Annotated in this window: 19 protein-coding genes; 7 read left to right on the top strand and 12 right to left on the bottom strand. The window is 71.1% G+C overall.

What is annotated here, in order from left to right; all coding sequences use genetic code 11:
* Positions 1-455 precede the first annotated feature (455 nt).
* Complete coding sequence (locus RTL41_RS02450) at positions 456-2252, bottom strand: cation:proton antiporter (protein ID WP_312160963.1); 1797 nt, start codon at positions 2250-2252, stop codon at positions 456-458.
* Between the two features lie 144 nt (positions 2253-2396).
* On the opposite strand from RTL41_RS02450, the gene RTL41_RS02455 reads away from it, so the two are divergent.
* From RTL41_RS02455 to RTL41_RS02475, 5 genes are all read left to right on the top strand, one after another.
* On the top strand, positions 2397-2729 hold the full coding sequence (locus RTL41_RS02455) for a DUF2946 domain-containing protein (protein WP_312160965.1): 333 nt from the start codon (positions 2397-2399) through the stop codon (positions 2727-2729).
* A 66-nt stretch (positions 2730-2795) separates the two neighbouring features.
* A complete protein-coding gene (locus RTL41_RS02460; protein WP_312160967.1) occupies positions 2796-4847 on the top strand; it encodes a TonB-dependent receptor domain-containing protein in 2052 nt (683 codons plus the stop codon).
* Positions 4848-5094: 247 nt separating this feature from the next.
* The gene (locus RTL41_RS02465) at positions 5095-5589 is read left to right on the top strand and encodes a copper chaperone PCu(A)C (protein WP_312160969.1); all 495 of its coding nucleotides are present in this window, start codon (positions 5095-5097) and stop codon (positions 5587-5589) included.
* A gap of 100 nt (positions 5590-5689) precedes the next feature.
* A complete protein-coding gene (locus tag RTL41_RS02470) occupies positions 5690-7321 on the top strand; it encodes an AMP-binding protein (RefSeq protein ID WP_312160972.1) in 1632 nt (543 codons plus the stop codon).
* Positions 7322-7402: 81 nt separating this feature from the next.
* Positions 7403-9448 carry a M13-type metalloendopeptidase gene (locus RTL41_RS02475; protein WP_312160974.1) on the top strand — a complete coding sequence of 682 codons (2046 nt, stop codon included), beginning with the start codon at positions 7403-7405 and terminating at the stop codon, positions 9446-9448.
* Positions 9449-9812: 364 nt separating this feature from the next.
* Here the strand turns inward: RTL41_RS02475 and hisG are convergent, their stop codons facing one another.
* The 8 genes from hisG to pgi form a co-directional block, all read right to left on the bottom strand.
* Complete coding sequence (gene hisG, locus RTL41_RS02480; protein ID WP_312160976.1) at positions 9813-10757, bottom strand: ATP phosphoribosyltransferase; 945 nt, start codon at positions 10755-10757, stop codon at positions 9813-9815.
* The gene (locus RTL41_RS02485; protein WP_312160978.1) at positions 10754-11887 is read right to left on the bottom strand and encodes an ATP phosphoribosyltransferase regulatory subunit; all 1134 of its coding nucleotides are present in this window, start codon (positions 11885-11887) and stop codon (positions 10754-10756) included. The genes hisG and RTL41_RS02485 overlap by 4 nt, the downstream gene beginning before the upstream one ends.
* The gene (gene hisS, locus RTL41_RS02490; RefSeq protein WP_312160980.1) at positions 11884-13353 is read right to left on the bottom strand and encodes a histidine--tRNA ligase; all 1470 of its coding nucleotides are present in this window, start codon (positions 13351-13353) and stop codon (positions 11884-11886) included. The genes RTL41_RS02485 and hisS overlap by 4 nt, the downstream gene beginning before the upstream one ends.
* A gap of 290 nt (positions 13354-13643) precedes the next feature.
* Positions 13644-14297 carry a glutathione S-transferase family protein gene (locus RTL41_RS02495; protein WP_312160982.1) on the bottom strand — a complete coding sequence of 218 codons (654 nt, stop codon included), beginning with the start codon at positions 14295-14297 and terminating at the stop codon, positions 13644-13646.
* Positions 14294-14764 (bottom strand): SRPBCC domain-containing protein, encoded by a 471-nt coding sequence (locus tag RTL41_RS02500; protein WP_312160984.1) that lies wholly within the window; start codon positions 14762-14764, stop codon positions 14294-14296. The genes RTL41_RS02495 and RTL41_RS02500 overlap by 4 nt, the downstream gene beginning before the upstream one ends.
* A complete protein-coding gene (locus RTL41_RS02505; protein ID WP_312160986.1) occupies positions 14751-15107 on the bottom strand; it encodes a metalloregulator ArsR/SmtB family transcription factor in 357 nt (118 codons plus the stop codon). Before RTL41_RS02505 ends, RTL41_RS02500 begins: the two co-directional genes overlap by 14 nt.
* Positions 15108-15184: 77 nt before the next feature.
* Positions 15185-16039, bottom strand: coding sequence for an SDR family NAD(P)-dependent oxidoreductase (locus RTL41_RS02510; RefSeq protein WP_312160989.1), 855 nt, complete (start codon positions 16037-16039; stop codon positions 15185-15187).
* A gap of 25 nt (positions 16040-16064) precedes the next feature.
* Positions 16065-17681, bottom strand: coding sequence for a glucose-6-phosphate isomerase (gene pgi, locus RTL41_RS02515; protein ID WP_312160992.1), 1617 nt, complete (start codon positions 17679-17681; stop codon positions 16065-16067).
* 97 nt (positions 17682-17778) lie between these two features.
* On the opposite strand from pgi, the gene RTL41_RS02520 reads away from it, so the two are divergent.
* The gene (locus RTL41_RS02520) at positions 17779-18219 is read left to right on the top strand and encodes a hypothetical protein (protein WP_312160995.1); all 441 of its coding nucleotides are present in this window, start codon (positions 17779-17781) and stop codon (positions 18217-18219) included.
* 6 nt (positions 18220-18225) lie between these two features.
* Here RTL41_RS02520 and RTL41_RS02525 read toward each other — a convergent pair whose 3' ends face one another.
* From RTL41_RS02525 to RTL41_RS02535, 3 genes are all read right to left on the bottom strand, one after another.
* Positions 18226-18834, bottom strand: coding sequence for a thioredoxin family protein (locus tag RTL41_RS02525; protein WP_312160997.1), 609 nt, complete (start codon positions 18832-18834; stop codon positions 18226-18228).
* A gap of 21 nt (positions 18835-18855) precedes the next feature.
* Positions 18856-20985 carry a protein-disulfide reductase DsbD domain-containing protein gene (locus tag RTL41_RS02530; RefSeq protein ID WP_312160999.1) on the bottom strand — a complete coding sequence of 710 codons (2130 nt, stop codon included), beginning with the start codon at positions 20983-20985 and terminating at the stop codon, positions 18856-18858.
* Positions 20986-21065: 80 nt separating this feature from the next.
* Entirely contained in the window at positions 21066-21356 is a 291-nt protein-coding gene (locus tag RTL41_RS02535; RefSeq protein ID WP_312161001.1) for a hypothetical protein, read from the bottom strand.
* Positions 21357-21459: 103 nt separating this feature from the next.
* Between RTL41_RS02535 and RTL41_RS02540 the strand changes: the two genes are divergently transcribed.
* Positions 21460-21852, top strand: coding sequence for an acyl dehydratase (locus RTL41_RS02540; protein ID WP_312161360.1), 393 nt, complete (start codon positions 21460-21462; stop codon positions 21850-21852).
* The last annotated feature ends 132 nt before the right edge of the window (positions 21853-21984 follow it).

Raw genomic sequence — 21984 nt, forward strand, 5'->3', positions numbered from 1 at the left:
CAAATGACCCAGCGCTGTTATAACAAGGCCGAACCATTACGAAAGTGTCGCTGAGGCAACACCCCCGCCAATTCGCCGACGCCCGTCAAACCAACTCAAGAACGTTACACATTCTTCCCCTCGGCGATCAACTTCGGGGCGAGAGACACATCTCCCGTCCGGTCGCCGGCGATGCGCCTAGTGTGCATCACGGCGCCGAATCTCTTGCTTGGGCTTCCGGTCTTCATCAGCGTCGCGCGGAACAGCGCGCGCGCTGAAAGGCCGGAGCCTTTTGATTCTCTTGAACTATGGGCGCAGTTACGAGAGCCGTCCAGCCCGAGCAGCACGCGTCCGTCCGCATGCGGCTGACAAGCACTCCCCTGATCGGACGACATACAGCCCCTCGCCTAGGACGCGAATCCCCGCCCCCGTTCGAGCGGACAACGTGGGCCCCACACCTTGGTTCCGCAGAACCGTCAGTTTTCTTGCGCGCGCCGGTAGCGGCGGACCCGCCCGCCCAGAGCCTCCGGCCGGTTCAGCGCCTTGCGGAACTCGTCACGTCGCTCGTGGATGGATGCGATGATTAGCCCCATTGGCACGCCGATCTCAACCAGAACCGCTTCGGACAATTGTAAACTAGCTTCAACCGTCTCGGGCACCGCGTCGGTGGCGCCCAGCTCGTAGAGCCGCTGGGCCTGGCGCGCGTCGCGGGCGCGGGCGACGATGGTCAGGTCGGGCCGCATGGCGCGGGCGGTGGCGACGATCGCCTCCACCCCCTCGGGCGAATCCATGGTCACCACCAGGGCCGGCGCGGTCTCCAGCCCGCAGCGGCGCAGGAACTCCTGCCGCGAGGCGTCGCCGAAATAGATCGACTCCCCGGCGTGGCGGGCGGCCTCGACCAGCTTGGGATCGCGCTCGGCCGCCACCCAGGGGATGTCGTGGCGGTGCAGCATGTCGCCGACCAGCTTGCCGACCCGGCCGTAGCCGACCACCAGCACCCGGGGGGCCTCGTCCGTGGACGGATTGACCGGGAGCGCAGGTTCGGAGGCGAGCGCCTGGCCGCCGGTCTTGCGACCGCCCAGCTTCAGGCCCAGGGCCGCCAGCAGCGGGATGCACATCATCGAGATGGTCGAGGAGACCAGCACCGTCTGGCCCAGCGGCCGGGGCACGATGCCGTCGCCCATCGCCGCCGAGAGGATGACGTAGGCGAACTCGCCGCCGCCGGCGAGCAGCAGGGCGGCCTCCACCGCCCCGCGCCAGGGCAGGCCGAACAGCCGCCCCAGGCCGAAGACCACGGTGGCGTTGAGCGCCACCACCCCGACGGACATGCCCAGGATCAGCCACGGCTGGGCGGCGAGCAGCGAGAGGTCGAGGCCGATCCCGACCGAGAGGAAGAACAGGCCGAGCAGCAGGCCCTTGAACGGCTCGATGGTGACCTCGACCTCGTGGCGGTACTCGGTCTCGGCCAGCAGCAGGCCGGCGATGAAGGCGCCCAGCGCCATGGACAGGCCGGTCAGGGCGCTGACCAGCCCCGCGCCGATGACCACCAGCAGGCAGGCGGCCATGAACAGCTCTTCGCTCTTGGCCCGGGCGACCGACTTCAGCATCGGGCGCAGCAGCAGCCGGCCGAAGGCGACGAGGATCATCACCCCTACCGCCGCCGGCGCGAAGGCCAGCAGCAGCCGCGGCGAGAACACCTCGCCGTCGCCGCCGCGGCCGAGGATGGCCAGGGTGACCAGGATCGGGGCGACGGCCAGGTCCTGGAACAGCAGCACCGAGAAGGTGGCGCGGCCGGCGGGCGAATGCTGGCGCTTGTGCTCGGTCAGGATCTGCATGACCACGGCGGTGGACGAGAGCGCCAGGGCCGAGCCGATGGCCACCGCCGGCGCGATGTCGAGGCCCAGCGTCATCCCCGCCAGGGCGATCGCCGCCAGGCAGAGCGTCACCTGCAGGGCGCCCATGCCGAACACCCATCGCCGCATCAGGCGCAGCCGCTCCCACGAGAGCTCCAGCCCGATCATGAACAGCAGGAAGACCACCCCGAACTCGGCGAGCTGGGCGATCTCGCCGGCGTTGGCGATGGTGAAATAGGAGAGCCAGGGGAAGTTGTCGCTGAGCGCCCCCAAGCCGAACGGGCCGAGCACGACCCCGGCGCCGAGGAAGCCGAGAATGGGGCTGATCCGCCAGCGACGGAACAAGGGCACGATCACGCCGGCGGTGGCGAGAAAGAGAACGACGTCTTTGTATTCGCCGGGCGAAACGTGGCCTTCCATGCGCTCTCCTTCTGTGATGAGCGCCACTATGGGGTTTCGACGCCTCTTGCGTAACCCATAGCCAGCCCCTTAAGACGCCCGCCCATGCACTTCGGCCGAAAAAAGCGCGCAGCGCGGGCGAGCCTGGGGGTCCTTGCGGCCCTCGTGGCGCTGCTCGCCCAGGCGCTGCTGCCGGCCGCGGCCATGGCGGCCGAATCGCTTTCGACCGTCCGCGTCGAGCTCTGCACCGAGGACGGCGCCAAGACCGTCGCCATCGGCGCCGACGGCCAGGAGCGCAAGGGCGGCTTCGCCGGCCTGCCCTGCCACGACTGCCTGGCCGCGACCCTGGCCGTCGTCGTCACCCCCGAACTGGCCGTGGCGCCGGTCGCCTACGCCGTCGTCCTGGTCCGCCACGCGGCGCCGGCCCGGCCGCTGCAGCCGCGCGCCCGCGCCCCGCCGCGCCCTCCGGGCCAAGGCCCGCCTTCCCTGAACGTCTGAGCTGACTTCGCCCGCAGCGCCTGAGCGCCTGCGGTTCTTCTCGTTCGTCCAGGGACTCCTTTGATCATGTTCGCCTTCCTGCGCGCCTCGCCGCGCGCGCTGCTGCTCGCCGCCACCGCCCTTTCCTTCCCCGCCTTCGCCCACGCCGACGAGGCCGGCCCGCTGGTCGACGCGGTGGTGGTCACCGCCCGTCCCGATCCGGAGGACCCGCCGGTCGTGGCCGACGCCCGCCGGCGGCTGTCGGAGACCCCGGGGGCCGTGGCCGTGGTCTCGGCCGAGGCCTATCGCGACCGCTACGCCCAGGGGCTGTCGGAAACCCTGCGCGACGTGCCCGGCGTCTTCGCCCAGAAGAAGTGGGGCGACGACACCCGGCTGGCGATCCGCGGCTCGGGCATCGGCAACCCCAACCACAATCGCGGCACGCTGCTGGCCCAGGACGGCGTGCCGTTCAACGAGGCCGACGGCTATGGCGACTTCCAGCAGATCGACCCGCTGATCGCCCGCTTCACCGAGGTCTACAAGGGCGGCAACGCCCTGCGCTTCGGCGGCGCGCTGCTGGGCGGGGCGATCAACATGGTGACGCCGACCGGCAAGGACGCCGGCGCGCGGAACCTGCTGCGGCTGGACGGCGGTTCGTACCGCACGATCCGCGGCCATGCCGAGGTCGCGCGCCAGTCCGGCGACTGGGACCTGTTCGCCGCCGCCACCGCCATCTCGGCCAACGGCTGGCGCGAGCAGAGCGACCAGAGCGCCCAGCACGTCTCGCTCAATATCGGCCGGAGCTTCGGCGAGGACCGCGAGCTGCGCTTCATCCTCTCGGGCCACAATGTCGACCAGGAGATCCCCGGCTCGGTCGAGCTGCCCCAGGCGCTGACCAACCCGCGCAAGGCCAATCCCGGCAACCTGGCCAACGAGTACCAGCGCAACATGCGCAGCGTCCGCGGCACGCTGCAGACCCGCTGGCGGGTGGCCGACAACGCCGTGTTCGAGGGCGGGGTCTACGCCGGATGGAAGGACCTGGACCATCCGATCTTCCAGGTGCTCGACCAGGAGAGCCGCAACTGGGGCGCCTTCGGGCGGCTCGACGTCGAGAGCGAACTTGCCGGGCGGCGCGCGGACCTGTTCGTCGGCGCCTCGGCGCGGCTGGGTGACCTGGACGCGCTGCAATGGGTGAACCTGAAGTCGTCCCGAGGCGAGAAGCGGGCCGACAGCGCCCAGAACGCCCGCGCCCTGGACGTCTTCGCCGAGGGCCGGGTGTTCGTGACCGGCCAGCTCGCGCTGGTGGGCGGCGGCTCGCTGGGCTCGGCCAACCGGCAGTTCCGCAACAATCTGGACCACGGCGCCGACCGCTCCATCACCTACGAGTGGTTCGCGCCGCGGATCGGCCTGCTCTGGCAGGCGCAGGACGGGGCCCAGGCCTTCGCCAACCTGACCCGGTCGGTGGAGCCGCCGAACTTCAGCGCCCTGGTCCAGACCGGCCCGTTCGTCGGCTTCGCGCCGCTGAAGGCGCAGGAGGCGTGGACCGCCGAGATAGGCACGCGCGGGCGGCGCGGGGCCCTGGCCTGGGACGTGGCGCTCTATCGCGCGGAGCTGGAGAACGAGCTGCTGAACTTCGTGGTCTCGCCCAGCATCCCGGCGGCGACGTTCAACGCCGGCCCGACCATCCACCAGGGCCTGGAGGCCGGCGTCGACTGGAAGCTCGGTGGACTGCGGCTGCGGCAGACCTACGCCTGGTCCGACTTCCGCTTCGACGGCGACGGCGTCTATGGCGACAACCACCTGCCGGTCGTGCCCGAGCACCTCTATCGCGCCGAACTGCGCTACGATCACGCCAGCGGCTGGTTCATCGCCCCCTCGGTCGAATGGTCGATCACCGACACCTATGTCGACTACGCCAACACCCTGAAGGCGCCCTCCTATGCGGTGTGGTCGCTGGGCGGCGGCTGGCGCGGCCCAGACGGGGTCAGCCTGTTCGTCGAGGCGCGGAACCTGGCCGACGAGCGCTATGTCTCGAACTTCAGCGCCGTCACCGACGCGCGCCTGCCCAGCGCCTCCAAGGCGGTGTTCTATCCCGGCGAAGGCCGCTCGGTGTTCGGAGGCGTGACATGGGCGTTCTGAGGATCGCGGACTTCCCCCCTCGTCCATGCGGGGCGAACGCATACGGCGACGTCCCCCTTCCTTTGATCGTCATCCCCGGCCGCGCAAGCGCGCCGGGGATCCATACCCGCCGGGGTTCTTCGGCGCAGCTCGGCGCCTATGGATGGCCAGGACCTGCCGGCCCGGCCATGACGAACCACAGGGGAATGCGATCGTCCTGCCCTCGCTCGCCCGTCCCGGCCGAAACCCACCGACACTAGGAACCGTCATGCGCCACCTTCCGATCATCGCCGCCGCCTGCGCCCTGGCCCTGGCCGGCGCGGCCCACGCCGCCGTCTATCGCCTGGGGACCCTGGAGGTCGTCGATCCCTGGAGCCGGCCCGCCGCCGCCAACGGCAACGGCGGCGGCTTCATGACCATCACCAACCGCGGGGCGGCGGCCGACACCCTGGTCGCGGTCGAGACCGCCGCCGCGCGCAGGACCGAGGTCCACCGCAGCTCGACCGCCGGCGGGGTGATGAAGATGGAGCGCCAGGACGCCGGGGTGACGATCCCGGCCGGCAAGTCGCTCGCCTTCGCGCCGGGCGGCTACCACGTGATGTTCCTGGGGCTGACCCAGCCGACCCGGCTGGGCGATCGGCTGCCGGCGACGCTGGTGTTCAAGAGCGGCGCGAAGCTGAAGGTCGAGTTCCAGGTCGCCGCGGCGGCCCCGGGCGCGGCCCCCGCCAAGGCGCCGGCGGCGGACGCCCACCAGCATCACTAGGCGTTGCGCCGCAAGGCGGAGCTCCGGTCGTTGGGCGGCGTTGACAGCGCCGCCCCTCGCGTCGTCTATGCCCTCCATATTTTAAGAATGGAGGATCGTTTTGGTTTGGAATTACGCCAACCTGTGGGAGTCGGTGGCGGCCGCCACCCCTGATCGCCCCGCCCTGATCCACGGCGAGCGGAAGATCACCTGGAGCCAGTTCGACCGCCGCGCCAACGCCCTGGCCAAGGCCATGGTCGACGCCGGCCTAACCCGGCAGTCGAAGGTCGCGGCCTATCTTTATAACGGGCCCGAGTACCTCGAGAGCTACTACGCCGCGTTCAAGGCGGGCCTGGCCCCGTTCAACACCAACTATCGCTACGGCGGCGACGAGCTGACCTATCTGTTCGACAACGCCGACGCCGAGGCCGTGGTGTTCCACGCCTCGTTCGCCGAAATGGCCGACAAGGTGCGCGGGCGCCTGCCGAAGGTGAAGATCTGGATCGCCGTGCCGGAAGCCGGCCATCCGGTCCCCGACTGGGCTGTCGACTACGACGCCATCGTGAGCGAAGGCGCCGACCGCTTCGAAGCGCCGTGGGGCCGCTCGGCCGACGACCTGCTGATCATGTACACCGGCGGCACCACCGGCATGCCCAAGGGCGTGATGTGGCGCCAGGAGGATCTGTTCAAGGCGCTGGGCGGCGGGGCCAACCTGCTGCTCGGCCTGCCGCCGCTGGAGACCATCGACGAGGGCGGCCAGCGGGCCAAGGCGGTGGACGCCTCGGGCGCGCCGCTGAACATCACCATCCCCGTCGCGCCGCTGATGCATGCGACCGGCCAGTTCATCTCGTTCGGGACCCTGATCGGCGGCGGCGCGGTCGCCACCCTGACCAGCCGCAAGTTCGATCCGGCCGTGCTGTTCGACGAGGTCGAACGGCTGGAGGCCGCCGGCCTGATCATCGTCGGCCCGGCCTTCGCCGCGCCGATGCTGGAGACGCTGGAGGCCAATCCCGGCCGCTGGAAGATGCCGTCGCTGAAGCGCATCGCCTCGTCGGGCGCCATGTGGGGCCTGGAGAACAAGCAGGGCCTGCTCAAGCACCTGCCGCACGTGATGCTGATGGACAGCCTCGGCTCGTCCGAAGCCCTGGGCCTGGCGTCCTCGACCTCGGGCGCGGGCCAGGCGACCAGCACCGCCAAGTTCGTGACCGGCCCCAACGCCGCGGTGTTCACCGAGGAAGGCGTGCGCGTCGAGCCCGGCTCGGGCGTGCGCGGCCTGGTGGCCGTCGGCGGCCACACCCCGATCGGCTACTACAAGGACGAGGAAAAGTCGGCCAAGACCTTCCGCACCTTCGAGGGCCGGCGCTGGAGCGTGCCGGGCGACTGGGCGACGGTGGAGGCCGACGGCTCGATCACCCTGCTGGGCCGCGGCTCGCAGGTGATCAACACCGGCGGCGAGAAGGTCTTCCCCGAAGAGGTCGAGGAAGCCCTGAAGCGCTTCCCAGGCGTGCGCGACGCGGCCGTGGTCGGCCTGCCCGACCCGCGCTTCGGCGAGCGGATCGGCGCCATTGTGGACTTCGGCGGCGAAAACCTGCCGACCCTGGCCGAGCTGTCGGCCCACGTGAAGGGCCTGCTGGCCGACTACAAGGCCCCGCGCGAGCTGGTGCTGGCCCCCGTGGCCCGCGCCCCGAACGGCAAGCTCGACTACAAGGCGCTGAAGGCCCAGGCGATCGCCGCCCTGGCGACCGACGCCTAACGTAACAAAAAAGTAACGTGCCTCAGGGGGCGCGGCCGGTCCACGGTCGCGCCCATCCCAAGACCTTCAGAAGGCCCCAAGATGAAGACCCTCTGGCTGGGCGCGGTTTCCGCCGCCGCCCTTTTCTGCGTTTCGGCCCCGGCGCTGGCGGACGACCTGCCCGATCTGTCCAAGGCCCCCCGGATGGGCCCCTGGGGCTTCGACATGGCCGGGCGCGACACCTCGGTCGCCCCGTCGCACGACTTCTTCGAATACGCCAACGGCGCGTACCTGAAGAACCTGGAGATCCCCTCGGACCGCTCGCGCTATGGCGCCTTCGACGCGCTGCAGGAGCTTTCGCAGCAACGGATGCGCGCGGTGGCCGAGAAGGCCGCGGCCAATCCGGCGGCGACCGGCGAGGAGGCCCAGGTCGGCGCCTTCTACCGCAGCTACATGGATGAGGCGAAGGTCGAGGCCCTGGGCGCCGCGCCCCTGGCCGGCGACCTGGCCGCCATCCGCAAGGCCAGGACCAAGGCCCAGCTCGCCGGCCTGATGGGCGCGACCATGGGCGGGTTCGGCCGTTCGTTCTTCGCCGCCTATATCCACGACGACGCCAAAGCGCCCGATCAGTACACGGTCTATATCAACCAGGGCGGGCTGGGCATGCCCGACCGCGACTACTATCTGAGCGACCGCTTCCAGACGCAGAAGGCGGCCTACGAGGCCTATGTCGCCCGGCAACTGACCCTGGCCGGCTGGGACAGGCCCGCCGAGCACGCCGCGGCGATCCTCGCCCTGGAGACGCAGATCGCCGAGGCGTCGTGGACGCGGGCCGAGAGCCGCGACGACGACAAGACCTATAATCCGTTCACGGTCGCCGAGCTGCAGAAGTACGCGCCCGGCTTCGACTGGCCCGCCTACCTGAAGGGCGCGAAGCTGAACAAGGTCGACCACGTCGTCGTCGCCCAGAACACCGCCTTCCCGAAGATCGCCCAGATCTTTGCCGACGCCCCGCTCGACACCCTGAAGGCGTGGTCGGCGTTCCACCTGACCGACCAGGCCGCGCCCTACCTGTCGCAGGACTTCGTCGACGCCAATTTCGAGTTCCGCAGCAAGACCCTGTCGGGCCAGCCCGAGCAGCGCCCGCGCTGGAAGCGGGCGGTGGCGGCGACCGACGGCAACCTGGGCGACCCGCTGGGCAAGCTCTATGTCGCGGCCTACTTCCCGCCGGAGAGCAAGGCGAAGATGGAGGCGCTGGTCGCCAACATCAAAGTCGCCATGAAGGGCCGGATCGAGAACCTCGACTGGATGGGGCCGGAGACCAAGGCCAAGGCCCTGGAGAAGCTGTCCAAGTTCGGCTCGAAGATCGGCTATCCGGACAAGTGGCGCGACGTCTCCGGCCTGTGGATCGAGGACGGCGACCTCTACGGCAACGTCAAGCGCGCCAGCGCCTTCGACTGGAACTATCGGGTCGCGCGCCTGGGCGGGCCGGTGGACAAGGCCGAATGGCTGATGACCCCGGCGACGATCAACGCCTACTACCTGTCGACCAAGAACGAGATCGTGTTCCCCGCCGCCATCCTGCAGCCGCCGTTCTTCGACCCGGACGGCGATCCGGCGGTGAACTATGGCGGCATCGGCGGGGTGATCGGCCACGAGATCACCCACGGCTTCGACGACCAGGGCCGCAAGTCGGACGGCGACGGCCGCCTGGCCGAATGGTGGACCGCCGAGGACGCGGCCAAGTTCGACGCCCAGGCCAAGAAGTTCGGCCAGCAGTACGCCGCGGTCGAGGTCCTGCCCGGCGCGCACATCAACGGCGACCTCACCATGGGCGAGAACATCGCCGACCTGGGCGGGCTGCTGGTGGCGCTGGACGCCTATCGGCTGTCGCTGAACGGCCAGCCGGCGCCCGTCATCGAGGGGCAGACCGGCGATCAGCGCGTGTTCCTGGGCTGGGCGCAGGTGTGGCGCGGCAAGTACCGCGAGGACATGATGCGCCAGCAACTGGTCTCGGACCCGCACTCGCCGCCCAAGTACCGCGTCGACGTGCCGGTGAAGAACATCGACGCCTTCTACGAGGCGTTCGGCGTCAAGCCCGGCGACGGCATGTTCGTCGCGCCGGCCGACCGGGTGAAGATCTGGTAGCGCCCGACCGGCGCTGAGAAACGGGCGGCGCGCCTGACCGGGACGCCGCCTTTTTCTTTGGCCGCCGACATTTTTGACAGATGAGTCAAATTTTGCGTCGGGCAAAAATTTGGCCCGCTGCGGGGGATAGTCGCAGCGGGCCTTATTTTGAGCAGTCGCTCTTATAGAGCGGGCGTTTCCTCCCCGAAACGCCGGAGACTGTCGGACTTGGTGGCCGTCATGTCTCTCGCAGGACTGAGAAAACGGCAATTTATGACCCGAGTCAATGCGCCGAAATCGATCCGGACGGCTTTTCTCGATCAGATTTGCGCGAGCGGTACTTTTTCGCCGGCCTAAGGGATTCTTTTTGACGGTATTGTCAATTCTACACCCGCCTGCGTAGTTCATCGTTCGATGCACAACCGACGTCGTAGACGAAATCGGGGCGCGACGCGGTCACCGGCCCGATTCCGGCGGCGGTGAGGGCCAGCGAAGCCTGCGCGACCTGCCCGGCCGGAACCAGAAGGCCGTTCGGGCGGCGGCTGGCGCCGCTCGCCACCAGGGCCTCGACCACGGCGGTCTCGCGCGGGTCGGTCGGCCAGGTCAGGGTGGCGCTTTCGTGGGCCGCGGCGCGGGCCTCGATGATCCGCAGCAGCCGTTCGGCCGCCGCAAGTTGATCTTGGCTCCAGGATGCACGCAGCGAGGCCGTCAGATGCGCCTGGCTTTTCAGGATGATCCCGTCGGCCAGCACCTTCAGCCCGTTGGCGACCAGGGTCGCCCCCGTGGTGGTGATGTCGACCACCAGCTCGGCCGAGCCCGCGGCGGGCGCGCCCTCGGTGGCGCCGCCCGACTCCGTGATCCGATAATCGGCGACCCCGTGGCGGGCGAAGAAAGTCCGGGTCTGGACCAGGTACTTGGTGGCGACCCGCATGCGGCGGCCGGACCTGGCCAGCAGGTCGTGCCCGACCTCCTCCAGATCGGCCATGGTCTCGACGTCGATCCAGCTCTTGGGCACGGCGACCACCAGGTCGGCGCGGCCGAAGCCCAGGGCCCGCAGCAGCAGCATCCGGGCGTCGACGTCGCCGCCGCGCTCGCGCAGCAGGTCTTCGCCGGTGACGCCAAGGTGGACCTCGCCGGCGTCCAGGGCCTCGGCGATGTCGCCGGCCGACAGCAGGCGCACCTGCACGCCGGGCACGCCCTTCAGCTCGGCCATGTAGCCGCGCGATCCTCCGGCCACGGACAGCTTGAGGCCGCAGTCGCCGAGCCAGGCCTCGACCTGCTCCTTCAGGCGCCCCTTGGAGGGGACGGCGAGAATAAGGGGTTCGCTCACGACTCGCCTCCCGCCCATGCCCGCCAGGGCCGGACCACGCATCCCACCGCCCGGACGGCGGCGGTCCCGCCCAGCCGCGCGGGCAGGCTGTCATAGCGGCCGCCGACCGCGACGCTGCGGTCATGGTCGAGCGCCGCCGAGCGGATCTCGAAGGTCAGGCCGTCATAGTAGTCGAAGGCGTGGCCGAGCGCGGTGGCGAAGCCGATGCGCTCGGCCGGCACGCCGGCCGCCGCCAGCAGGGCAAGCCGCTCGCTCCAGGCCGCGAGGGCCTCGTCCAGCGCGCCCGCCCCGGCGATCTCGCGCACCGCCGCGAACGCCGCCTGCGGCGCGTCGTCGATGGCCAGAAAACGGCGGATGCGGCCGGCCTGGTCGGGGGTCAAAGCCGGCGCCTTGGCGGCCTGGGCGCGGCGGATCAGCCGCTGGGCGATGTCGGCCGGGCCGCGCCCGCCGACCGGGTCGATGCCGGCCAGGGCCCAGACCTCCTCCAGCACGGTCGCGGCCTCGGCTTCGGAAAGCTCCGACAGCAGGCCCGCGAGCCGTCCCTCTTCGGGGGCGGAGGCCGGCTCGCCCTCGGCGCGCGCCAGCTCGGCGGCCAGCAGCCGCGGCCGCGAGGCGACCCGCTTCACCCGCGCCGCCAGCGGACCGGCCAGGCCTAGGCTGTCGACGAAGGCCGCGAAAAGGGCGATGTCGCCCAGCCAGAGCGAAAGGTCCTCGCGCCCGCCGGCCAGCGCCGAGCGCCAGGCCAGGGCGGCGATCTCGGCGTCGGCCTGCACGACGCCGGCGCCCTCGCCGTCGAAGCTCTCCAGGCCGATCTGGCGGAACTCGTCGTGACGCCCCGGCTCGGGCGAGGCGCGGAAGGCCTTGCCCTCATAGAAATAGCAGCCGGAGGAACGGCCGCTTTCCAGGTGCTGGCGCACCACCGGCACGGTGAAATCGGGGCGCAGGCAGGTCTCCTGCCCGCCCTCGGACTGGACGACGAACAGGCGCGGGCGCATGGCCTCGCCAACCAGCTCCAGCAGCAGGCCCAGCGGCTGCAGGATCGGGGCGTCGACGAGTTCGGCGTCCTTCGCCAGGAACGGCGCGCGGATGGCGCTCAGCGCCTCGGCGGGGACGGCGGGTTCGGCGCTCATTCTCCGGCCTCGAGGATCTTGCGCACCGCCTCGATCAGGTCGGCGCGGTTGATGGTCTGCTGGCCCGGCCGCTGCTGACGCCACTCGGCGTTGTCGGCGACGCCGGAGGACAGCGCCCGGCCGAGGTCCAGGTCCTTGATGGTGACCTTGCCGGCGGCGATCTCGTCGCCGCCCAGCATGATCGCGGCCGGGGCCATGCGGCGGTCGGCGTACTTCATCTGGGCCTTCATGCCGGCCGAGCCGAGATAGACCTCGGCCGGAATGCCGGCGGCGCGCAGTTCGCCGACCACGGCGAAGTAGTGGGGCATGTCATCGGGGGTGAAGGCGATCACCACCACCGGCCCGCGCACGTCGTCGCCCAGGTCGCGGCCCGCGGCCCGCAGCGCCGCGGTCAGGCGCGAGACGCCGAAGGAGAAGCCGGTGGCCGGGACCTGCTCGCCGGTGAAGCGGGCGACGAGGTCGTCATAGCGGCCGCCGCCGCCGATCGAGCCGAAGCGGACGCCCCGGCCCTTCTCGTCCTTGGTCTTCAGCAGCAGCTCGGCCTCGAACACCGCGCCGGTGTAGTATTCCAGCCCGCGCACGATGGACGGATCGAAGGCGGCGCGCTCGACCCCGACGCCCAGGCTCTTCAGGGCCTGGTCGATCGCCGCCAGCTCGGCCAGGCCCGCGTCGCCCTCGGCCGAGCCGCCGATAATGCCGGCGATCTGGTCGAGGGTCTCGGTCCGGCCGGCGGCCCCGGCGGCGGTGAAGGCCAGCACGGCTTCGGCGCCGGCGCTGTCCAGGCCCGCCCCCTTGGTGAAGGCGCCCGATTCGTCGGTGCGGCCCTCGCCCAGCAGCAGGCGCACGCCTTCGGGGCCGAGGCGGTCGAGCTTGTCGACGGCGCGCAGCACCGCCAGCTTCTGGGCGTCGTCCTTGACGCCGGCCGTGGTCAGCAGGCCGTTCAGGAGCTTGCGGTTGTTGATCTTGATGACCGCCGAGCCGGCGGGCAGGCCCGCGGCCTCCAGCCCCTCGACCGCCATGGCGATGATCTCGGCGTCCGCCTCGGGGCGGGCCGAGCCGACAGTGTCGGCGTCGCACTGGATGAACTCGCGGAAGCGGCCGGGGCCGGGCTTCTCGTTGCGCCAGACCGGGCCGTAGGCGTAGCGGCGGAACGGCTTGGGCAGGCCCTCCCTGGTCTCGGCCACGAACCGGGCCAGCGGCGCGGTCAGGTCATAGCGCAGGGCCATCCACTGCTCGTCGTCGTCCTGCAGGGCGAAGACCCCCTCGTTCGGACGGTCGGCGTCGGGCAGGAACTTGCCGAGCGCGTCGGCGTACTCGAAGGCGCCGGTGTCGAAGGCTTCGAAACCGTAGCGTTCGTAGACGGCGGAGACCTTGGCCAGGATCTGGCGCTCGGCGGCCAGGTCACGGGCGCGGCGGTCGTTGAAACCGCGCGGGGCGCGGGCCTCGGGGCGGGGAGCGTCGGTCATGGCGCTCGCCTAGCGGGTCGCGGCGCGCGCGGCAAGGCGCGGCTGGGTTTGGGAAGCGGAGTTGTCCATTCGTCGTGTCCTTGGAAGCGGAGGTTCGACGGATGGAGCCAGGATGCCCTTGAAGCCCCATCCGCTGGTGCGGGAGGCTCGGGCAGGGGTCGCTTAGGCCATGCGATCCCAGGCCGATCCCGCGAGCGAGGTCGGATGGTGATGGCCGTGATGGTGCGAAACCCGGGTCATTGCGGCCCGGGTCTTAGCCGCAAAGTATGAAGATGGCGAGTCCGAACGGCTCAGGCCGGCGCCGGCTCATCCACGAAATCGGCCATCTGGGCGGCCAGCGCCCTTTGAAAGGCCGGACGCGCCTCGCACCGCCCCTGGTAGGCGGCCAGGGTCGGGAACTCTCCCATCAGGTCGGTGTGGCGCAGGTTGCGCAGCACCGTGACCATCATCAGGTCGCCGGCGGTGAAGCCGTCTTCCTCCAGATAGTCCTTGTCGCCCAGGCTGGCCGCGAGCTCGCCCAGGCGCTGCCTGACGAAGGCCTCGAGGCCCGGCCGTCGCAGGCGGGCCCACGCCTCGTCGGCGTTGAACAGGTCGAGTTCGGCCAGGTTCTGGATCGGCGGCTCGATCGAGTTGAGGGCGGCGAACAGCCAGGTGGCGGCGCGGGCCTGGGCGGCCGGATCGGCCGGCGACAAGGCCCGCGAGCGGGCGGCGACGTGCAGGACGATGGCCCCGCTCTCGAACATCGCCAGGTCGCCCTCGCGATAGGCGGGGACCTGGCCGAAGGGCTGCAGCGCCCGGTAGGCGGCGGTCTCCCGGTCGTCGAAATCGATCAGCCGGGCGCGGTAGGGCAGGCCCGCCTCCTCCAGCGCCCATCGGACGCGCAGGTCGCGGACCAGGCCGCGGGCGAAGGGCGGGACCCACTTGAAGGCGGAAACTTCGATCATCGGGCATCCTCCGTAGCGAGATAGGCGACCAGCTTGTCGACCAGGGACGCCCAGCCCCCGGTGTGGGAATCGCGCGCCTCGACGGTGGCGAAGGGCGCCTGATGGAAGCGGAACAGGGTCCGGCCGCCGGCCAGCCTGGCGAACGTGACGGTGACCAGGTTGTCGACGTCGAAGGCGCCGTCCTCCCAGCGGAAGGTCATGATGATCCGCTCGCCGTCGACGATCTCGCGATAGACGCCCGCCATCCAGTGGTCGCCGCCCGACGGGTCGCGAATGCAGGAGCGGTAGGCCCCGCCGACGCGGAAGTCCTGCTCGAAGGCCGTGACCGTGAAGTCCTTGGGTCCCCACCAGCGCATGAGGTGCTCGGGCTTGGTCCAGACCCTGAAGACCAGTTCGGGCGGCGCATCGAAGATGCGCTCGATCAGCAGTTCGTCGTCCTGAAGGACTGTGGCGTCAGTCGCGGTCATTGTCCTGTGCCTCCTTGGCCTGGAGTTCGGCGAGGTACACGCCCATCCGCTCGAAGCTGTCGTCCCAGAAGCGGCGGTAGTGATCGATCCAGCCGGCGGCGTCCTTGAGCGGACCCGCAGTCAACTGACAGGGACGCCATTGGGCCTCACGGGTGCGCGAGACGAGCCCGGCCTGCTCCAGCACCTTCAGGTGCCGGGAGATCGCCGGCAGGCTGATCTGGAACGGGGCGGCCAGGTCGGACACCGAGGCCTCGCCCTGGGCCAGGCGCGCCAGGATCGCGCGCCGGGTCGGGTCGGCCAGGGCCTGGAAGGTGGTGCTGAGCGGGTCGGATGTGGTCTGCATTTAACCGACACGTTAATTAACTGATCAGTTAAATGCAATGCCTGAATCGAGGAGGGCCGAACGGGGCGCGGGCGGGGCTAGCCGAGGGCGGGGGTGACGTAGTCCAGGCCCTCCAGCGCCGGGCTGGCGTCGGCGGCGTCGAAGCCGGCCATGATCCGCGCGAAGCGTCCCTGGACCAGGCCGCGCATGTCCGGGTGGGTGAAGATGTAGCGCTCGTCGTTCTGGACGGCTTCCAGCACCCGCCGGCCGACGCGCTCGGGATCGATGCCGCTGTCGACGAGGGAGCCGCCGGGCGTGGCCGCCGGCCCGACCGGCCCGCCGTACTTCTGCTGGCGGGTGCGGCCGGACTGGTTGATCTTGGTCTTCACGAAGCCGGGGCAGAGCACGGCGACATTGATGTTCTCGGGCGCGAGCTGGCCGGCCCAGCCCTCGGACATGCCGACCACGGCGTACTTGGTGGCGGTGTAGGGCTCCATGCCCGGCACGGAGATCATCCCCGCCATCGAAGCGGTGTTGACGAAGCAACCGCCCTCCCCGTGGGCGCGGAGGTGGGGCAGGAAGGCCTCCATGCCGTAGACCACGCCCATCAGGTTGACGGCGACGATCCAGTCCCAGTCGGCGGGCTTGACCTCGCCGATCGGACCGCCGGCGCCGACGCCGGCGTTGTTGCAGACCACATGCACCTTGCCGAAGGCGTCCAGCGTCGCCTGGGCCGCGGCGACCACGGCGGCGCGGTCGCCGACATCGCAGAGCACGCTGGCGGTGCGGACCTGGCGGGCCTCGAGGTCGGCCACGGCGGCCTTGAGCGGCGCCTCCTCGATGTCGGCCAGCATGACGTTCATGCCCGCGCCGCCGAAGGCGTGGGCCATGGCCAGGCCGAGCCCGCTGGCCCCGCCGGTGATGAACGCGGTCTTTCCGGTCAGGTCACGCATGCGGGCCTCTCCCTTGTCTTATCTGTTAGGCCTTGAGCCGGGTCACCAGCCGTTCGGTGGACGGATCATGCACGCCGCGCGCGCCGCCTTCCAGTTCGCCCAGGATGCGGGCGGCGAGCGTCTTGCCCAGCTCCACGCCCCACTGGTCGAAGCTGTTGATCCGCCAGAGCACGCCCTCGACGAAGGTCTTGTGCTCGTAGAGCGCGATCAGGGCGCCCAGCGCCTGGGGCGTCAGCCGCTCCAGCAGGATGAAGCTGGACGGGCGATCGCCGTGGAAGGTCTTCTGCGGGGCCAGGACGTCGATCGCGGCCGGGGCCATGCCCTGGGCGGCCAGCTCGGCGCGGACCTCGCTCTCGGGCTTGCCGACCATCAGCGCCTCGGCCTGGGCGATGGCGTTGGCCAGCAGCTTGGTCTGGTTGGCGGGCTCGCCCTCGGCGGCCTTCGCGACGGCGACGATGTCCAGCGGGATGATGTCGGTCCCCTGGTGCATGAGCTGGAAGAAGGCGTGCTGGACGTTGGTGCCGGCGTCGCCGAACACCGCCGCCGCGGTGGCGCGGGCCACCGGCCGGCCGTCGACGTCGGCCTGCTTGCCGTTGGATTCCATCTCCAACTGCTGGAGGAAGTTGGGCAGCAGGCGCAGGCGCTGGGCGTAGGGAACTACAGCGCGGATCGGGCGGTGGAGGCCGTTGCGGTTGAAGATGTGCGCCAGGGCCAGCAGCACCGGGGCGTTGGCCTCCAGTGGGGCGGCGCGGAAGTGGTCGTCCATGGCGCGGGCGCCGGCCTGGAAGTCCGCGAACGCCTCGGCCCCCAGCGCGATGACGCAGGAAAGGCCGACGGCCGACCAGACCGAATAGCGGCCGCCGACCCAGTCGCGGAACCCGAAGATCTGGTCGGCGGGCACGCCGAACGCTTCCGCCACCGCCGGCGCGGCGGAGACGGCCAGCAGGTGGGCGTCGCCGGCCGGCCCCAGGGCCGCGCGCAGCCAGGCGCGGGCGACCTCGGCGTTGGCGATGGTCTCCTGGGTGGTGAAGGTCTTGGAGACGACCACGACCAGGGTGCGGGCCGGATCGAGGCCGTCGAGCGCCAGGGCCATGTCGGCCGGATCGACATTGGCCGCGAAGCGCAGCTCGATCTGCGGCGAGAGCGGGCGCAGCGCCTCCCACACCAGGCGTGGGCCGAAGTCGGAGCCGCCGATGCCGATGTGGACGATGGCGCTGAACCGCTCGCCGGTCGCGCCGCGCTTCTCGCCCGAACGGACCGCGCCGGCCAGGGCGGCGATCGCCTCGCGGGTGGCGTCGACCTCGGCGGAGACCGCCTCGCCCTTGGCCCTGAAGTCGGCGCCCCGGGGCGCGCGCAGGGCCATGTGCAGGGCCGCGCGGTCCTCGGACGGGTTCACCGCCTCGCCGGCGAACTGGCGATCACGCGCCGCCTCGACGCCGCCGGCGCGGGCCAGGGCCAGGGCGGCCTCGGCCTCGGCCAGCGACCAGGGCTGCTTGGAGAGGTCGAGCAGGAGGCCCGCGGCCTCGACGCTGAGCCGGTCCAGGCGGCGAGGTTCGGCCTTGAACAGATCGGCGATGCGACGCTCGCGGGCGGCCTGGGCAAGGGTTTCGAGCTGGGTCCAGGCGGCGGCGAGATCGGTCATGCGAAACCCTTCTTACAAGGTAGCGGGGCGTTTACGGTATCGCCGTTAGCAAAAGGCGCCCGGCGTGTCTTGGGCGATTCGAAGAAGGCCTTCCCCGATGTCATGCAGCGCCGCCGCCATGCTTTCCGCCCTCTGGCTCGCCGCCGCGCCGCAGGCCGCCGGCGCGCCTGCGGCGACGCCGCCGCCGGCGATCTCCGCCGAGCCGCTGTTCGCCGACATCGTGCGCCGGGCCGGGGCGCTGAAGGCCGAGGTCGAGGCGTTCAGAGGCCAGACCAGCCCGATCCCCGATGTCTTCAAGCAGCAGGTCGGCGAACTGGCGGCCCTGGACCTGCAAGCCCACAAGAGCCTGGCCGAGCGCAACCTGGACGGCGACCTGAAGTGCATCCTGCGCGGCATTTCCGAGGACCTGCCGCTGAAGCTGAAGGCCCTGGAAGACGCCAGGACCGCCCAGGACCGCGACGTCGCCGTCGCCGACATGGGCTACCTGCTCAACGACAACGTCGAGGTGATCACCGCCCCGCCGCAGGCGCCGGTCTAGGGGCGCCTACTCCGAGTACTTGATCGTGCAGCCATAGGGCTTGCTGACCGCGGTCGCCACCGTGCGGCCGGCCTTGATGTCCGACAGCGCCGCCGAGACGTAGTTCTTCGCGCCCTTGAGGCTGGCGGGGTCGGCGGTCGGCTTGTCGTCGATGCCGCCCATATAGACGAGGGTTCCGGTCTTATCGACGATGTACATGTGCGGGGTGGTCTTGGCCTCGTAGGCGTGACCGACCTGGCCGGCGGGGTCGAGCAGCAGGGCCGAGGACCCCGCGCCGCTGGACGCCTTCCAGCCCTTGGCCTGGCCGGCGTCGAGATAGCCCTGCTTGCCGGGGGCCGACGAGATCAGGGTCAGCCAGACCACGCCGTCCTGGGTGGCGGACTTCTGCAGGCCCTGCATGGCGCCCGACTTGTAGTGCTTCTGGACGTAGGGACAGCCGTCGTTGGTCCATTCCAGGACGACGGTCTTGCCCTTGAACTCGGCGAGCGAGCGCGGCTTGCCGTCGGCGTCCTTGGCGGTGAAGGCCGGGGCCGGCTGGCCGACCGCCGGCGCGGCGAAGGCGGCGGGGGCGGTCAGCGAGAGAGCGGCGGCGAGAACAAACGATCGGCGAAGCATCGGGCGCCTCCTTTCGGCGGATCAGCGGCCCTGGGCGTCCTTCAAAGCTCGGACGACGAGGCCTTCGGTGAGGATCTGCGGCAGGATAACCTCGTCGCCCCCCTTCGCGCCATACACGAGGTAGAGCGGAACCCCGGCCCGCCCGTGCCTGGCGAGTTCGGCCTCGATCACCGCGTCCTTCCGCGTCCAGTCGGCCTTCAGATAGACCGCGCCGGTGTCCTTGAAGGCGTCGGCCACGGCCTGGCTGGTCAGGGCGACCCGCTCGTTGACCTGGCAGGTGACGCACCAGGCGGCGGTGAAGTTGACGAGGACCGGCTTGCCGGACGCCTGGGCCGCGGCGAGCTTCTCGGCCGAATAGGCCTCGTAGGGCACGTCGGCCTTGCCGCCACCGCCCTCGACGGCGAGCGTCGCGCCCGACTCGGCATAGTTCGGCCAGAGGGCGGCGAGCGCGGCGACCAGGGCCAGGGCCGCGCCGATCCCGGCCGGCGCCAGCACCGCGCCGCCCTGGGCGTGGCGGCGCTGGGCCACGCCCAGCAGCCAGGCGCCGAGCGCCAGGACGATCGCCGCGGCGAAGATCCGGGCCAGGGCCGTGTCGCCGGCCTGCAGGGTCAGCACCCAGACCAGCCAGGCGGCCGCGCCGTACATCGGGAAGGCCAGCAGCTTCTTGAAGCCCTCCATCCAGGGACCGGGCCTGGGCAGGCGGCTGAGCAGGCCCGGCATGAAGGCGGCCAGGGCGAACGGCGCGGCGAAGCCGAGGCCGAGCGCCAGGAAGACGGCGAGCGCGGCCGGCGCGCTCTGGGTCAGGGCCCAGCCGAGCGCCGGGGCCATGAACGGCGCCGTGCAGGGGGCGGCCACCACCACGGCGAGGGCGCCGGTGAAGAAGGCGCCGGCCAGGCCGCGCCGGCCCGCCAGGCCGGTCCCGACGCCCTGGAGCGAGGCGCCGACCTCGAACACGCCCGAAAGGTTGAGGGCGACGGCCAGCATCAGCAGGGCCAGGCCGGCCACCACCGGCGGCGACTGCAACTGGAAGCCCCAGCCGACCGCCGCGCCGCCGGCCCGCACCGCGATCAGCAGCACCGCCAGGGCCAGGAAGGTGGTCAGCACCCCGGCCAGGAAGGCCAGGCCCTGGCCTTGCGCGGCGCGGCGCTCATGCGCGTGGCCGGCCAGGGAGGCGGCCTTCATCGCCAGGATCGGGAAGACGCAGGGCATCAGGTTGAGGATCAGGCCGCCGACGAAGGCGAACAGCGCCGCCAGCGGCAGGCCGAGCGCCGGGCCGGACCCGGCGGCCTTGGCGGGGGGGCCGAGGCCCGACGCGCCGGCGGGCAGCACGCCCTCCGCCGCGCTGATCTCATAGGCCTTGTCGCCGAGCGTCAGGACGCCGGCCAGGGCCTTGGGCGCCTGCGGCTGCTGGAAGGCGTAGCCGGGGGTCAGGGCCAGGGTCAGGCCTTCGGGCCCGCGCTCGATCGCCTGGGGCTTGGCGTGGTCGATGACCGTGGAATCGAACGGGAAGAAGTAGGCGTCGGCCAGGTCCGCGCCCTTCAGCGCCTCGCCGGTGACGGCCAGGGCCAGCACCGGCCCCTGCCTGGCGAAGGCGCCGGCGAGCCCGGCGGGGGCGGGCGCGGCGGCCAGGGTCCTGGCGATCGGGCCGCTCCACTGGGGATTGGGCTCGGCCAGGCCCTCGGCGACCGGCAGGGTGAGGGTGAGGGTCGCGTCCTCGGGAACGCAGATCTCCTCGCAGACCAGGAACGAGGCCTGGGCCCTGAGGGTCACGACCTCGCCCGGCCTGGCGCTGGCGGGCGCGGTGATCGGCGCCGGCAGCAGCACCTCGTCCTGATAGCCGTAGTTCATCAGCGGGCCGGTGGGCTGGCGCCTGGGCGCGGGCCAGACGATGTCGCCGGCGGTCCAGCCGCCGGGCAGGGTCCAGGCGATGCGGGTCGCCTCGCCGCTGTCGCCGGAATTGCGCCAGTAGGTGTGCCAGCCCTTGTCGATCTTCTGGCGCAGGGCGACATAGGTGGTCGCGCCCGGCGCGATCGACTGGTCGCGCGCCACCAGCTCGGCGACCAGGTGTCCGGTGTCCACCGGCTGGGCGGCCGCAGGGAGCGCCCAGACGAGGGTGAAAGCCGCCAGGAGCTTCGCAAGAAGGCGCGTCATCCGGTCATCCCGATCAGGTACGTCCCGCTATATGGCCCGCCGGAGCGCCCGCGCAAAGCGACGCTGATGTCGCGAGCGGCCTACTCGGCCAGGGCCAGCCAGCGGCGCGGCCATTTCCAGCCCAATGGGCGCACCTCGCCGGGCTTCAGCGCCAGCGACCTGACGGTGCGCGGCGCCAGCGGGCCGATGACATGGACCGGCTCCAGGCCCTTCACCGGGCTCGCGGCGACGCCGCCGATCAGCATGGCGCGGTCGATGGCGGTCCACTCGGCCTTGTTGCGATCCTCGTGCCCGACGGCGAAGAAGTGGCGCACGGGCGCCGGCTCCCCCGCCAGTTCGATCATCACCCCGATCAGCCACCCGCTCGACATCACCGCCTCATAGGCCGCCCCGCCGGCTCACAAAAGCTCGACTTGTCATCGTGACGCGCGATGATCGGCGAATCAGCGTTTTTCCGGATTGGGAGTGCGTACCGTGCCCGCGTCGTTCGATGACATCGAAATGGGTCAAGTGGTCTCGTTGGGGGACATCCCCGTGGAGCCTGCCGCGCTCGAAGCCTTCATCGCCGCGTTCGCGCCCGGCTGGCCGACGGAGCGGGGCGCGCCGGACGCCATGGTCTATGCGCTGTGGTGCCGGCTGGACGCGGCCTCGGCCCTGGAGTGGCCGCAGACCAAGCGCCTGGGCGTCGACGCCCTGCGCTGGGCGCGCAACCCGCCGGCCGGCGAGATGCTGCGCGGCCGGATGACGGTGATGGGCAAGGACCCGGTCGGCGACGGCAAGGGCATCGTCATCGCCCAGCACGACCTGCTGGACGAGGCCGGGCGGCTGGTCTTCTCCTGCCTGACCCGCAGCGTGTTCGCGCGGTGATCTCTCTTCCCTCCCCCATGCGGGGAGGGGCGCGCATATGAATTGGTTCGTCCTGGCCAGGCCGCCAGGTCCCGGCCATCCATAGACGCCGAGCCTCGCCGAAAACCCCCGGCGCGTATGGACCCCCGGCAC

This window comes from Phenylobacterium sp., from assembly GCF_031984885.1.
In the GTDB taxonomy this organism is placed as follows: domain Bacteria; phylum Pseudomonadota; class Alphaproteobacteria; order Caulobacterales; family Caulobacteraceae; genus Phenylobacterium.

Bases quoted from the DNA above. Each gene is read 5' to 3' on its own strand.
- pgi (WP_312160992.1), bottom strand. From the start codon at position 17,681: ATGACCGATCTCGCCGCCGCCTGGACCCAGCTCGAAACCCTTGCCCAG.
- RTL41_RS02505 (WP_312160986.1), bottom strand. From the start codon at position 15,107: ATGCAGACCACATCCGACCCGCTCAGCACCACCTTCCAGGCCCTGGCC.
- RTL41_RS02475 (WP_312160974.1), top strand. From the start codon at position 7,403: ATGAAGACCCTCTGGCTGGGCGCGGTTTCCGCCGCCGCCCTTTTCTGC.
- RTL41_RS02530 (WP_312160999.1), bottom strand. From the start codon at position 20,985: ATGACGCGCCTTCTTGCGAAGCTCCTGGCGGCTTTCACCCTCGTCTGG.
- RTL41_RS02485 (WP_312160978.1), bottom strand. From the start codon at position 11,887: ATGAGCGCCGAACCCGCCGTCCCCGCCGAGGCGCTGAGCGCCATCCGC.
- RTL41_RS02460 (WP_312160967.1), top strand. From the start codon at position 2,796: ATGTTCGCCTTCCTGCGCGCCTCGCCGCGCGCGCTGCTGCTCGCCGCC.
- RTL41_RS02520 (WP_312160995.1), top strand. From the start codon at position 17,779: ATGTCATGCAGCGCCGCCGCCATGCTTTCCGCCCTCTGGCTCGCCGCC.
- RTL41_RS02535 (WP_312161001.1), bottom strand. From the start codon at position 21,356: ATGTCGAGCGGGTGGCTGATCGGGGTGATGATCGAACTGGCGGGGGAG.
- RTL41_RS02450 (WP_312160963.1), bottom strand. From the start codon at position 2,252: ATGGAAGGCCACGTTTCGCCCGGCGAATACAAAGACGTCGTTCTCTTT.
- RTL41_RS02525 (WP_312160997.1), bottom strand. From the start codon at position 18,834: ATGCTTCGCCGATCGTTTGTTCTCGCCGCCGCTCTCTCGCTGACCGCC.
- hisS (WP_312160980.1), bottom strand. From the start codon at position 13,353: ATGACCGACGCTCCCCGCCCCGAGGCCCGCGCCCCGCGCGGTTTCAAC.
- RTL41_RS02495 (WP_312160982.1), bottom strand. From the start codon at position 14,297: ATGATCGAAGTTTCCGCCTTCAAGTGGGTCCCGCCCTTCGCCCGCGGC.
- RTL41_RS02465 (WP_312160969.1), top strand. From the start codon at position 5,095: ATGCGCCACCTTCCGATCATCGCCGCCGCCTGCGCCCTGGCCCTGGCC.
- RTL41_RS02500 (WP_312160984.1), bottom strand. From the start codon at position 14,764: ATGACCGCGACTGACGCCACAGTCCTTCAGGACGACGAACTGCTGATC.
- RTL41_RS02510 (WP_312160989.1), bottom strand. From the start codon at position 16,039: ATGCGTGACCTGACCGGAAAGACCGCGTTCATCACCGGCGGGGCCAGC.